12 protein-coding genes are annotated in these 12289 nt (G+C 68.8%); 6 read left to right on the top strand and 6 right to left on the bottom strand.

Annotation, left to right across the window (positions count from 1 at the left end; genetic code table 11):
• Positions 1 to 129: 129 nt before the first annotated feature.
• Positions 130 to 1086 (bottom strand): electron transfer flavoprotein subunit alpha/FixB family protein, encoded by a 957-nt coding sequence (locus ACWDUN_RS01865; protein ID WP_449923804.1) that lies wholly within the window; start codon positions 1084 to 1086, stop codon positions 130 to 132.
• A gap of 37 nt (positions 1087 to 1123) precedes the next feature.
• Positions 1124 to 1915, bottom strand: a complete 792-nt coding sequence (locus ACWDUN_RS01860) for an electron transfer flavoprotein subunit beta/FixA family protein (protein WP_449923801.1) — start codon at positions 1913 to 1915, stop codon at positions 1124 to 1126.
• Between the two features lie 197 nt (positions 1916 to 2112).
• Between ACWDUN_RS01860 and ACWDUN_RS01855 the strand changes: the two genes are divergently transcribed.
• From ACWDUN_RS01855 to ACWDUN_RS01835, 5 genes are all read left to right on the top strand, one after another.
• A complete protein-coding gene (locus tag ACWDUN_RS01855) occupies positions 2113 to 2892 on the top strand; it encodes a class I SAM-dependent methyltransferase (protein WP_449923799.1) in 780 nt (259 codons plus the stop codon).
• Positions 2889 to 4430: a 1,4-alpha-glucan branching protein domain-containing protein gene (locus ACWDUN_RS01850; protein ID WP_449923796.1), complete on the top strand. Its 1542-nt coding sequence runs from the start codon at positions 2889 to 2891 to the stop codon at positions 4428 to 4430. The genes ACWDUN_RS01855 and ACWDUN_RS01850 overlap by 4 nt, the downstream gene beginning before the upstream one ends.
• Positions 4431 to 4527: 97 nt before the next feature.
• Positions 4528 to 5754, top strand: coding sequence for a glycosyltransferase family 4 protein (locus tag ACWDUN_RS01845; protein WP_449923793.1), 1227 nt, complete (start codon positions 4528 to 4530; stop codon positions 5752 to 5754).
• 120 nt (positions 5755 to 5874) lie between these two features.
• Positions 5875 to 6465, top strand: a complete 591-nt coding sequence (locus ACWDUN_RS01840; protein ID WP_449923790.1) for an ArsR/SmtB family transcription factor — start codon at positions 5875 to 5877, stop codon at positions 6463 to 6465.
• Positions 6466 to 6478: 13 nt separating this feature from the next.
• On the top strand, positions 6479 to 7267 hold the full coding sequence (locus ACWDUN_RS01835) for an SRPBCC family protein (protein ID WP_449923787.1): 789 nt from the start codon (positions 6479 to 6481) through the stop codon (positions 7265 to 7267).
• Positions 7268 to 7282: 15 nt separating this feature from the next.
• On the opposite strand, the gene ACWDUN_RS01830 is transcribed toward ACWDUN_RS01835, so the two are convergent.
• Entirely contained in the window at positions 7283 to 8020 is a 738-nt protein-coding gene (locus ACWDUN_RS01830; protein ID WP_449923784.1) for an acyltransferase, read from the bottom strand.
• A gap of 95 nt (positions 8021 to 8115) precedes the next feature.
• Here ACWDUN_RS01830 and ACWDUN_RS01825 point away from each other — a divergent pair, with 95 nt between their 5' ends.
• A complete protein-coding gene (locus ACWDUN_RS01825; RefSeq protein WP_449926153.1) occupies positions 8116 to 9357 on the top strand; it encodes an outer membrane protein assembly factor BamB family protein in 1242 nt (413 codons plus the stop codon).
• On the opposite strand, the gene ACWDUN_RS01820 is transcribed toward ACWDUN_RS01825, so the two are convergent.
• The 3 genes from ACWDUN_RS01820 to ACWDUN_RS01810 all read right to left on the bottom strand — a co-directional run bounded on the left by ACWDUN_RS01820 (position 9354) and on the right by ACWDUN_RS01810 (position 12289).
• The gene (locus ACWDUN_RS01820) at positions 9354 to 10058 is read right to left on the bottom strand and encodes an esterase (protein WP_449923781.1); all 705 of its coding nucleotides are present in this window, start codon (positions 10056 to 10058) and stop codon (positions 9354 to 9356) included. The two genes, ACWDUN_RS01825 and ACWDUN_RS01820, sit on opposite strands and share 4 nt — an antisense overlap.
• A 66-nt stretch (positions 10059 to 10124) precedes the next feature.
• Positions 10125 to 11324, bottom strand: coding sequence for a THUMP-like domain-containing protein (locus tag ACWDUN_RS01815; protein ID WP_449926151.1), 1200 nt, complete (start codon positions 11322 to 11324; stop codon positions 10125 to 10127).
• Positions 11282 to 12289, bottom strand: coding sequence for a class I SAM-dependent methyltransferase (locus ACWDUN_RS01810; RefSeq protein WP_449923778.1), 1008 nt, complete (start codon positions 12287 to 12289; stop codon positions 11282 to 11284). The genes ACWDUN_RS01815 and ACWDUN_RS01810 overlap by 43 nt, the downstream gene beginning before the upstream one ends.

The following is a 12289-nucleotide window of genomic DNA, read 5'->3' as shown; positions in this document are numbered from 1 at the left end:
CTGCGGGTCTCCGGGCGGCATCGCCTGCGTGACGTGTCCGTGCACGACACGTGAACACCGCGAGCAGACGCAAAAGTGCCCCTTTTCGAGGAGAAAAGGGGCACTTTGCGTCTGCTCGCGCAGAGAAAATCAGCCCTTGCGGGCCTTGACTGCCTCGGTCAGCTGCGGGGTGACCTTGAACAGGTCGCCGACGATGCCGAGGTCGGCGATCTCGAAGATCGGCGCCTCTTCGTCCTTGTTGACCGCGATGATGGTCTTGGACGTCTGCATGCCGGCGCGGTGCTGGATGGCACCGGAGATGCCGAGCGCGATGTACAGCTGCGGCGACACGGTCTTACCGGTCTGACCGACCTGGAACTGACCGGCGTAGTAGCCGGAGTCGACCGCGGCGCGCGAGGCACCGACGGCGCCGCCGAGCGAATCGGCCAGCTCCTCGACGACCTTGAAGTTCTCTTCGCTGCCGACACCGCGACCACCGGCGACCACGACGCTGGCCTCGGTGAGCTCGGGGCGGTCACCGGCCACGACCGGCTCGCGCGATGTGATCTTCGTCGCATTCTCGGCCTGGGCCGGAACCTCGACCTCGACGACCTCGCCCGCACCCTCGGCCGGCTCGGCGTCGACCGCGCCGGGGCGCACGGTGACCACGGGCAGCTCACCGGTGGCCTGGGCCTCGACGGTGAACGCGCCACCGAAGATGCTGTAGATGCCGACGCCACCGTCCTTGAGGCCGACGACGTCGACCAGCAGGCCCGAACCCAGACGCGCGGCCAGCCGGCCGGCGACCTCCTTGCCCTCGGCGCTGGCGGCGATGACGACACCGGCCGGGGCGGCCGACTCGGCGAGCGCGGCCAGCACGTCGACCTTGGGGGTAACCAGGAAGGTTTCCACGTCGGCCGACTCGGCGACGTAGATCTTGGCGGCACCGGCGGCCTTGAGGCCGTCGGTCAGTCCGGCGGCGGTGCCGGGAGCGCCCACCACGACGGCGGACGGCTCGCCCAGCACCCGGGCGGCGGTGATCAGTTCGGTGCTGACCTTCTTCAGCGCACCGTCGGCGTGCTCGACGAGCACAAGTACTTCAGCCATGAATGTGTCCTTAAGTGTGTGTCTGAGGGATCAGCTGCTAGATCAACTTCTGGGAGACCAGGTACTCGGCGACCTTGCTGCCGCCGTCGCCCTCGTCGGTGACCTTCTCGCCCGCGGTCTTGGGGGGCTTGGGGGTCGAGGACAGCACCTTGGTGCCGGCGTTGGCGACGCCGACCTCGTCGGACTCCACGCCGATCTCGGCCAGGGTCAGGACGGTGACTTCCTTCTTCTTGGCGGCCATGATGCCCTTGAAGGACGGGAAGCGCGGCTCGTTGATCTTCTCGTTGACGCTGACGACGGCGGGCAGCGTGGCCTCCAGGCCGAACACACCCTCGTCGGTCTCGCGCTCGGCGGTGACCTTTCCGCCCTCGACGTTCAGCTTGCGCACGTGCGTCAGCTGCGGCAGACCCAGATACTCGGCGATGACGGCGGGCACTGCGCCGCCGACACCGTCGGTGGCCTCGTTGCCGGCGATGACCAGCTCGGTGCCCTCGATGGTGCCCAGCGCGCGGGCCAGGGCCCAGCCGGTTTGGATCAGATCGGAGCCGTGCATGCCGTCGTCCTTGAGGTGCACGGCCTTGTCGGCACCCATGGACAGCGCCTTGCGGATGGCCTCGGTGGCGCGCTCCGGGCCTGCGGTCAGCACGGTGACCGTGCTGTCGCCGCCTTCACGCTCCTTGATCAGCAGCGCTTCCTCGACGGCGCGCTCGTTGATCTCGTCGAGCACGGCATCGGCCGCCTCGCGATCCAGCGTGTAGTCGCCGTCGGACAGCTTGCGCTCCGACCAGGTGTCAGGGACCTGCTTGATCAGGACCACGATGTTCGTCATGAGTGTGGTTCGTCCTCCTCGATGAGGCCGTCTGCCGGCCTGGGCATATCACGTTTCACGCAACGGCCTCCAGGTTACTCGCCGGTAACTTGAGCGGCACGTAAGGACACCATAACTGGTCAATCGGCATCTCCCGACCGCACGGTCGGTCGGGCATCCGTTCGCGAACCGGCCATCACGGGTTAGCCTGCCTTCCAATGAGCACATTCGGTTCAGTCGACAGCACCGGCGCGGGTGATTCCCTGCCTCTCACCGGCGAGCGCACCATCCCGGGCCTGGCCGAGGAGAATTACTGGTTCCGCCGTCACGAGGTGGTGTATCAGCGTCTGGCCGACCGATGCGCCGGTCGCGACGTTCTGGAGGCCGGCCCCGGCGAGGGGTACGGCGCCGATCTGATCGCCGGTGCCGCGCGCTCGGTCGTCGGCGTGGACTACGACGAACAGGCCGTCGCGCACATCCGCGCCAAGTACCCGCGGGTGGCCATGCACCTGGGCAACCTGGCCGATCTGCCATTAGCCGATGGTTCGGTCGACGTGGTGGTCAACTTCCAGGTGATCGAGCACCTGTGGGACCAGGGCCAGTTCGTGGCCGAATGCGCGCGGGTACTGCGTCCGGGCGGTGTGCTGCTGATGTCCACCCCGAATCGGATCACCTTCTCCCCCGGGCGCGACACCCCGCTCAACCCGTTCCACACCCGGGAGCTCAACGCCGCCGAGTTGACCGAACTGCTGACCGACGGCGGGTTCCGGGTCGAGTCGATGCTCGGGGTCTTCCACGGTGCGAGCCTGGCCGAGATGGACGCCCGCCACGGCGGCTCGATCATCGACGCGCAGGTGGCCCGGGCCGTCGCCGATGCGCCGTGGTCACCGCAGTTGCTCGCCGATGTCGCCGCCGTGCGTGCCGACGACTTCGACCTGACCGACGCCGGCGATATCGATGACAGCCTGGACCTGGTGGCGATCGCGGTGCTTACGTGACCCAGGTCCCCGGCCTTTTCACGCTGGTGCTGCACACGCACCTGCCCTGGCTGGCCCATCACGGGCGCTGGCCGGTCGGCGAGGAATGGCTCTACCAGTCCTGGGCCGCCTGCTATCTGCCTTTGATGAAGGTGCTGGAAACCCTGGCCGCCGAGGATCGCAGCCATCTGCTGACCCTGGGCATGACACCGGTGGTGACCGCCCAGCTCGATGACCCCTACTGCCTGACCGGCATGCACCACTGGCTGGCCAACTGGCAGCTGCGTGCGGTGGAGGCCGGCACCGTCCGGCGCGGACCCGACAGCGGATATGCCGCACCGGAAGCACTGCGGCGCTTCGGTGTTCGCGAGGCGGCGGCCGCCGAGGCGGCGCTGGCGGACTTCACCACCCGGTGGCGCCACGGTGGCAGCCCGCTGCTGCGACCGCTCGTCGAGGCGGGCACCATCGAACTGCTCGGCGGACCGCTGGCCCACCCGTTCCAGCCGTTGCTCAACCCGCGGTTGCGCGAATTCGCGCTACGGGAGGGCCTTGCCGACGCGCGGCACCGCATCGCCCACACCCCGAAGGGCATCTGGGCACCGGAGTGCGCCTACGCCCCCGGCATGGAGACCGGTTATGCCGCGGCCGGGGTCGGCCATTTCATGGTCGACGGCCCCTCACTGCACGGGGACACCGCACTGGGCCGCACCGTCGGTGACAGCGACGTGGTGGCGTTCGGCCGGGATCTGCAGGTCAGCTACCGGGTGTGGTCGCCGAAATCCGGTTACCCGGGCCACGCGGCCTACCGCGACTTCCACACCTACGACCACCTGACCGGCCTGAAACCGGCGCGGGTGACGGGTCGCAATGTGGCATCCGAGGCCAAGGCGCCCTATGACCCAGAGCGGGCCGACCGGGCCATCGATGTGCACGTCGCCGATTTCGTCGACGTCGTGCGCCGCAGGCTGATCAGCGAGTCCGAGCGGATCGGACGACCGGCCCATGTGGTGGCCGCCTTCGACACCGAACTGTTCGGGCACTGGTGGTTCGAGGGTCCGCAGTGGTTGGAGCGACTGCTGCGCGCACTGCCGGCGGCCGGCGTCCGCGTCGGCACGCTGTCCGACGCGATCGCCGACGGTTACGTCGGCGGTCCCGTCGAATTGCCGCCCAGCTCATGGGGTTCCGGTAAGGACTGGCAGGTGTGGAACGGCGAGAAGGTGGCCGATCTGGTGCAACTCAACACCGAGGTGGTCGATACCGCGCTGGCTGCGGTGGACAAGGCGATGATGCACAGCGACACCGGTACCCGCGACCCGGTGGCCGATCAGATCCTGCGCGAGACCCTGCTGACGGTGTCCAGCGACTGGCCGTTCATGGTGAGCAAGGATTCCGCCGCGGAGTATGCGCGGTACCGCGCTCATCTGCACGCGCACGCGACCCGCGAGATCAGCGCCGCGCTGGCGTCGGGGCGCCGCCCTGCGGCCCAGCGGTTGGCCGAGGACTGGAACCGCGCCGACGGTCTGTTCGGCGCACTGGACGCGAGGCGGTTACCCCGATGACCCTCCCCCTTCCGGCGAGCGTGCGTGTCTGCTGCGCGACACGCCGCCGCGGCGCGGTAGTTCACGCACACTCGTGCGCCCCCGGAGGTGTCCGCGCGTGAAGATCCTCATGGTCTCCTGGGAGTACCCGCCGGTCATCATCGGCGGTCTTGGCCGCCACGTACACCATCTGGCCACCGAACTCGTCGCCGCCGGTCACGAGGTCGTCGTGTTGTCGCGCCGCCCGACCGGTACCGATCCGAGCACCCACCCGTCCACCGACGAGGTGAGCGAGGGCGTGCGCGTCATCGCCGCCGCCCAGGACCCGCACGAGTTCACCTTCGGTACCGACATGATGGCCTGGACGCTGGCCATGGGCCATGCGATGGTCCGCGCCGGGCTGACCCTGCGCGACTGGCAACCCGACCTGGTGCACGCGCACGACTGGCTGGTCGCGCATCCGGCCATCGCCCTTGCCGAATTCTTCGACGTCCCTTTGGTTTCCACCATCCACGCCACTGAGGCGGGCCGACACTCGGGATGGGTGTCGGGATCGGTCAGCCGCCAGGTGCATGCGCTGGAATCCTGGCTGGTGCACGAATCCGATTCGCTCATCACGTGTTCGGCGTCGATGCGCGAGGAGATCACCGAGCTGTTCGGGCCGGGATTGGCCGAGACGAGCGTCATTCCCAACGGAATCGACACCCACGGTTGGCCTTTCGCACCGCGCCGGCCCCACGACGGGCCGGCCGAGCTGCTGTTCTTCGGCCGGCTGGAGTACGAGAAGGGAGTGCACGACGCGATCGCCGCGCTCCCCCGCGTCCGCAAGACCCACCCCGGCACCACCTTGACCATCGCAGGTGACGGGACGCAAGTGGACTTCCTCACCGAGCAGGCCCGCAAGCACAAGGTGCTCAGGTCCACCAGGTTCATCGGCCGGGTGGATCACGAGGGGCTGGTGGGGCTGCTGCACCGGGCCGACGTCGCCGTGCTGCCGTCGCATTACGAACCGTTCGGCATCGTCGCCCTGGAGGCCGCGGCCACCGGCACCCCGCTGGTCACCTCCAATATCGGTGGCCTCGGCGAGGCGGTCGTCGACGGTGTCACCGGGGTGTCCTGTGCCCCGCGCGATGTGGCCGCTCTGGCCGGGGCGATCCGACGCGTGCTCGACGATCCGGCCGCCGCGCAGCAGCGCGCGATCGCGGCCCGCGACAGCCTCAGCGATTTCTCCTGGCCGACGGTGGCCGATCACACCGCGCAGGTGTATCTGTCGGCCAAACGTGCCGAGCGCCAACCCCAACCGCGACGCCTGATCGTCGAGCGGCCACTGCCCGACTACGGCTGACACCTCCTGTCGAAACACGCGTACCGGGGGCCGATCGCGCCGCGAGAACCCCGGGTACGCGGGTTTCGCCAGAGCTCGAGGCCATTGACAAATTATTTTGTCAAGGCCAGACTGGGGCGCATGGTCGAGGTGGAGGTGATCACCGATCCCGCGGCGGCCGCGTGCATCCTCGATCCGGTACGCGGCAGGCTTCTGGCCGAACTGACCGAACCCGCTTCCGCGGCAACGCTTGCCACGCGGGTCGGCCTGACGCGGCAGAAGGTCAATTACCACCTGCACGCATTGGAGCGCCATCGGCTGGTGTCGGTGGCCGAGGAACGTCCGTGGGGCGGGCTCACCGAACGGTTGCTCGTCGCCAGCGCCGCTTCCTATGTGGTCTCGCCGAGCGCACTGGGCGACGTCGCCCCGGATCCCGGCAAGTCCAACGACCGACTGTCCGCCGGCCATCTCGTCGCCCTGGCCGCCCGCGCGGTGCGGGAGGTCGGCGAGTTGTGGCAGACCGCCCGCCGCGCCGACAAGCGCCTGGCCACCCTGTCCATCGACACCGCAATCCGCTTCCGGTCCCCGGCGGATCGTGCCGCGTTCACCCGGGACCTGTCCGAGGCGGTCGCGACGCTCGCGGCGCGCTACCACGATGATTCCGACGGCGCGGGCCGGTCGCACCGACTACTGGTCGCGTCCTACCCCATGCCGTCGACCGCACAGAACTGAAGGGAGCGACGGCATGCCCATCAACCACGACGACGGTAAGCGCTGGCTCGAACTGAACCTGGTGGTCCCGGGCACGCCGGAGCAGGTGTGGCGCGCGGTCGCCACCGGCGCCGGCAACTCGGCATGGTTCACCCAGACCGAGATCGACGAGCGGGTCGGCGGGGCAATCCGTTTCGACTTCGGCCCGAGCGGCAGCTCGGAGGGTGAGGTCACCGAATGGGATCCCCCGCGCCGGATCGGATATGTCGAACGCGACTGGTGCGGGGACGCGCCGCCGGTGGCCACCGAGATCACCGTGACGGCCCGCTCCGGCGACCGGTGCGTCATCCGGATGGTGCACTCGCTGTTCACCGACGCCGACGACTGGGATGACCAGATCGAGGGTTTCGAGTCCGGCTGGCCCGGACATTTCGCCATCCTGCAGAGCTATCTGGCGCATTTCCCGGACCGGCCCGCGGCCACGTTCCACATCTCCGCCGGCGCGGACGGCACCGAACCCTGGAAGCGGTTCACCGCGGCCTTCGGCGTCGACGGTGTCGATGTCGGCGACCTGCGCACCATCGGGGTGGTCGCCGACAACATCAACGGACAGGTCGAGCGCATCTACCAGGATCAGCGACAGCGGTACATGCTCCTGCGCCTGGCCGAACCGATTCCCGGTCTGATCCAGCTCGGCATGCACACCTCGCCGGAACACGCCGTCGTCGGGATCAACGCGTTCTTCTACGGCGACAAGGCCCGCGAGGATGCCGAACTCAGCCGCGCGTCCTGGCAGCGACTGCTCGACGACACGCCGTCCTGAACCGCGGCGACAATGTCAGCGCGCGGCCTTCTTGCGCTCGATATCGGCCAGGTCTGCGGCGAGCTTGGCCCGTTCGGCGGCCGACGCGTCCCAGGCCACCTTGCGGTTCTTGACCACTCGCGCCGGTGACCCGACCGCGATCGAGAAGTCCGGGATCTCGCCCTTGACGACGGCATGCGCGCCCAACACGCAGCCGCGCCCCACCGAGGTGCCGCGCAGCACGCTGACCTTGGCCGCCACCCAGGTGTCCGGCCCGATGCGCACCGGGCTCTTGATGATGCCCTGATCCTTGATGGGCAGTTCCAGGCTGTCCATCTTGTGGTCGAAATCGCAGATGTAGCACCAGTCGGCCATCAGCACCGAGTCACCGAGTTCGATGTCCAGATAGGTGTTGATGACGTTGTCGCGGCCCAGCACCACCTTGTCGCCGATGCGCAGCGAACCCTCGTGGCAGCGGATGGTGTTCTTGTCACCGATGTGCACCCAGCGGCCGATCTCCATCGTCGACAACTCCGGGGTGGCCTCGATCTCCACACCCTTGCCCAGGAACACCATGCCGCGGGTGATGATGTGCGGGTTGCGCAGCTTGAACTTCAGCAGCCGCCAGTAGCGCACCAGATACCAGGGCGTGTACGCCTTGTTGGCCAGCACCCAGCGCAGCGAGTCGCGGGTCAGGAAACGGGCCTGGCGCGGATCACCGAGCCGCGAGCCCCGCCACCTTTTGTGCAACGGCGCACCCCACATCGTCGTCATGGCCGGTCAGCCTACCCAAGGCGGTGACGGGCTAGTCTCGGGACTCGATGCCTGCTCTCCGAAGATCCGCGCGCCGGCTCGCGGCCGTCGGGACGATGACCGCGCTGCTGGTCTCGGCCTGCGCAAACACCGATTCCTGGGTCGAGGCCCACCCCGCGACGGGGTGGCCGGCCCAGTACGCCGACGCCGCCAACAGCAGTCACAGCCCGGTGGCGGGTGCCGAGGCGCTGACCCCCGACTGGCAGCGCTCGGTCAAGGGCGAGTTGGGCGCGCAGGTGGCGCTGGGCTCGGGCAGCTACCTGGCCGTCAACGGGCAGACGGCCGCGGGCTGCTCGCTGATGGTCTGGGAGAACGACAACAACGCCCGGCAACGCTGGTGCACCCGGCTGTGGCAGGGCGGCGGGCTGTCCAGTCCGCTGTTCGACGGGTTCGACAATCTCTACATCGGCCAACCGGGCGCCATCATGTCCTTTCCGCCGACGCAGTGGATCCGCTGGCGCCAGCCCGTCATCGGGATGCCGATGACGCCGCGGCTGCTCGATCCCGGACGGCTGCTGGTGTTCACCCACCTGGGCCAGGTGCTGGTGTTCGACGCGCACCGCGGCACCGTGGTCGGCACGCCGGTGGATCTGGTCAGCGGTGTGGACCCCACCGATTCCCAACGCGGGCTGCAGGACTGCGCGTCCGCGCGCAGCGGCTGCCCGGTCGCGGCGGCACCCGCGTTCAGCGCCGAGACCGGGACTCTGGTCGCCGGACTGTGGGAGCCCGGAGCCGATGCACCGGTGCTGATCGGTCTGCGCTACCGGCCCGAGCAGACCCCGATGCTGACCCGCGAATGGACCAGCACCGCGGTCGGTGGAGGGCCGATCGGGGCGCCGGCGCTGTCCGCCGACGGGCAAACCGCCTATGTCAACGGCCGCGACGGACGGCTGTGGGCCCTCGACAGCGCCAACGGCACCGCGAAATGGTCGGTGCCGCTCGGCTTTACGCCGCAGACCCCGCCCTCGATCAGTCCGGGCGGTGACATCATCGCCGGCGGCGGTCCGCAATCCCGCCTGGTGGGTATCGACCAGTCCGGCGAGATCGCCTGGGGCCGAGACGATATCGAGCCGCTCACCACGTCGAGTCTGGCCGGCGAACGCATCGGATACACGGTGGTCCGCGACGGTGAACGCGGTCAGGCGCTGCTGGTCTTCGACACCACCGACGGACGCACGGTCAACCGCTACCCGTTACCGGAGGCCACCGGTTTCCCGGTCGGGGTGTCGGTCGGCCACGACCGCCGGGTGGTGGCCGCCACCAGTGACGGTCAGGTGTACGGCTTCGCGCCGGCCTAGGCCAGCAGCGGGGCGACCGTCGCGCGCGGGACCGAAACCTGCACCGCCCCTGCCGATTCCGGCAACAGCTCGCCCTGGCTGAAGAAGAAGATCAGCGCATCGTCGGTGAGCGCGAAGTTCTGGTAGTTGGCCGGGTCCAGACCGGCCTCGGGCAGCACCGGGTCCGGCATCCCGGACTGCATGGCCAGATCGGCCTGCACCACCGGGAAGATCACCGGCAACGGGTCCACACCCGCACGGAACAGCTTCTCGAAGGTGATGGGCTTGCGGTACGCCTGATCCCAGCTGAACGACTTGTAGAACGTCTGCGGATGGGCGCCACCGACGTTCTGATAGGTGGTGAACACCACCGACTCGGTCCCGCGCGGCGGCACCGCGGAGCTGTACCGGGTGGCGGTGCTGTCGAGCTCGTACGGCATGCCGCGGAAGTCCGGGGATTTCGCGACGTTGAGGAAACCGTCCCGGGTCTGCTTGACGTAGTCGATGACCGGCTTGGCGTCGGGATAGTTGGCCGGGAAGCTGATGTTGAGCATGTAGGCCGGGTCGTTCTGCACGATGGTGCAGTTGCCGTCGGGACCGAGGACACCGTCCACATCGCTGCACGACGGCGGGGCGGCCGACGCCCCCGGTGCACCCATGAGCCCCGACAGGGCGGTGGTGGCTGCTGCCAGCACGGTGACAGCCAGCGGGGTTACGCGCATGTTGGGGGATCCTCCGGAAGAAATTCAGGCGGCACGGGCGCCGCTGGCATCAAGATTACCGTGGCACTATCGCGACGGACGACAAATGAATGCCACCGCCCGCCCGGCCGCCCCGGTGCCGAGGCGGGTGATGACGACCGCCAGCGCGCGTTCGCCGCGCAGCTTCAGCCTGCGGCGCAACACATCGGGGTCGACATCGACGCCGCGGACCAGGATCTCGAGCGCCCCGGCGTCATGGGCCGTCAGTTCCCGGCGCAACCGCTTCTCGTCGAATCCGACCTCGCCGAGCACCTCGAATCCCCGTACGTTCGCGGGCAGCTCAGCACCGGACAGGTAGGCGATATCGGGGTCCAGTTGCCACAACCCGTGCCGAGTCGCGTACTGGCGCACCAGCCCGGCACGCACCACCGCACCGTCGGGATCGATGATCCATCGCCCGACCGGCGCGACGGCGCAGTCGTCGGGGTCGGCGTCGGTCAGGTGCTCGTCACGGTCCAGCACGGTGGCGCGTCGGCGTACCCCCGCACTCAGGCCCGGCGGCCACAGACACGCTTCACGGACACTGCCGCCCAGGGAACACAATTCGATCTCACCGGCGAATCCCAACTCTCCCAGCTGCTCGAAATCGACACCGGGCGCGCACTTCACGACGAGGTCGCGGTCGCGGTAGGTGTCGAACAGTTCGTCCAACGGCGGGGTGTAGTCACGCGGGTCGAAGCGGCGACGCCCGCCGGTGCGCCGTCCCGGATCGGCCAACACCACGGTGTCGCGGGTGACCGGTCGGAGCGCATCGGCCCGGCACAGCTGCGCATCAGGGATATTGTTGCGCGCCATGGCCAATCGAACCGGATCGATATCGCTGCCCACCACGGTCGCGGCCACCTTCCGCAGGGCTGCCAACTCGGCGCCCACCGAGCAGGTCACATCGTGCACGCGCGCACCGGCCAACCGTGCGGCCCGGTGGGCCGCCACCGGCGCCGCGGTCGCCTGCTGCAGTGCATCGTCGGTGAACAACCACGACGACGGATCGGCGAACTTGGCCCGCGCGCGCCGGCGCAGCAGTGTGGTCTCCACCAGCACCGCGGTGCGGTCACCGAAACGTGCCCGCACCGAAGCGATATCGGCGACCCGGCCGGCGTCGCTCAACGACAGGTCTGCCACCTCGGCCAGCGCATGCCGGCCGTCGGCACCGCACAGGTAGGCGACGTCCTCGACGGTCCAGGCTACGACGGCTTGACCCCGGTGACCATCACGTTGTAGAACCAGCCCTTCGGCACCACGCGACGCCACACATTGGCATCCACCCAGCTCAGGGTGGTCCAGCTGTTGAAGGCGAATTTGGCCCAGCCCCAACCCAATCGGCCCGGGGGCACCGACGCCTCGAAGGTGCGGATCGGCCAGCCCAGCATCGCGGCGGTGAACTCCTCGCTGGCGGTGGCGACCTCGACGGCACCGGCGTTGGTGGCCATCCGCTCCAGATCTTCGGGATCGAAGGTGTGCAGATCGACCACGGCCTCCAGGGCCGCGGCGCGCGAGGACTCGTCGAGTTCGGACTGCGGGCGCCGCCAGCTCTGCAGACCGGGCAGCTTGGTGATGTTGGTGGACACATGCCACGTCAACGTCGACAGGTTGCGTGCGTAGACGTTGCCGGCGCTGGTCGGCTCGCCGGCGAAGACGAAGCGACCGCCGGGCTTGAGGATGCGCACCACCTCGCGCAGCGACTTCTCCACATCGGGGATGTGGTGCAACACGGCGTGTCCGACCACCAGGTCGAAGGTGTTGTCCTCGTACGGGATGCCCTCGGCGTCGGCGACCCGGCCGTCGATGTCCAGCCCCAGGCCCTGCCCGTTGCGGGTGGCGACCTTGACCATGCCCGGGGACAGATCGGTCACCGAGCCGCGTCGGGCCACACCGGCCTGGATCAAGTTGAGCAGGAAGAACCCGGTGCCGCAGCCGAGCTCCAGGGCTCGGTCATACGGCAGCTCGCGCTGCACCTCGTCGGGGACGATCGCGTCGAAGCGGCCGCGCGCGTAGTCGATGCAGCGCTGGTCATAGGAGATCGACCACTTGTCGTCGTAGGTTTCGGCCTCCCAGTCGTGATAGAGGATCTGCGCCAGCTTGGTGTCCTTCAGCGCCGCCTCGACCTGCTCGGCCGTGGCGTGCGGGTTGGGCTGCAGCTCCTCGTCGGCCGCGGCCGAAACATCGGCGGGAGTGTGGTCCGTGCTCGTCAT

This window comes from Mycobacterium sp. NPDC003323 (assembly GCF_053589535.1).
Note: the sequence above shows the minus strand (reverse complement) of the source record. Positions and strands in the feature narration are given on the sequence as shown.

Excerpts from the sequence above, each read along its gene's own strand:
- ACWDUN_RS01825 (WP_449926153.1), top strand. The coding sequence starts at position 8,116 with ATGACCGCGCTGCTGGTCTCGGCCTGCGCAAACACCGATTCCTGGGTC.
- ACWDUN_RS01820 (WP_449923781.1), bottom strand. The coding sequence starts at position 10,058 with ATGCGCGTAACCCCGCTGGCTGTCACCGTGCTGGCAGCAGCCACCACC.
- ACWDUN_RS01855 (WP_449923799.1), top strand. The coding sequence starts at position 2,113 with ATGAGCACATTCGGTTCAGTCGACAGCACCGGCGCGGGTGATTCCCTG.
- ACWDUN_RS01810 (WP_449923778.1), bottom strand. The coding sequence starts at position 12,289 with ATGACGAGCACGGACCACACTCCCGCCGATGTTTCGGCCGCGGCCGAC.
- ACWDUN_RS01865 (WP_449923804.1), bottom strand. The coding sequence starts at position 1,086 with ATGGCTGAAGTACTTGTGCTCGTCGAGCACGCCGACGGTGCGCTGAAG.
- ACWDUN_RS01860 (WP_449923801.1), bottom strand. The coding sequence starts at position 1,915 with ATGACGAACATCGTGGTCCTGATCAAGCAGGTCCCTGACACCTGGTCG.
- ACWDUN_RS01835 (WP_449923787.1), top strand. The coding sequence starts at position 6,479 with ATGCCCATCAACCACGACGACGGTAAGCGCTGGCTCGAACTGAACCTG.
- ACWDUN_RS01840 (WP_449923790.1), top strand. The coding sequence starts at position 5,875 with ATGGTCGAGGTGGAGGTGATCACCGATCCCGCGGCGGCCGCGTGCATC.
- ACWDUN_RS01830 (WP_449923784.1), bottom strand. The coding sequence starts at position 8,020 with ATGACGACGATGTGGGGTGCGCCGTTGCACAAAAGGTGGCGGGGCTCG.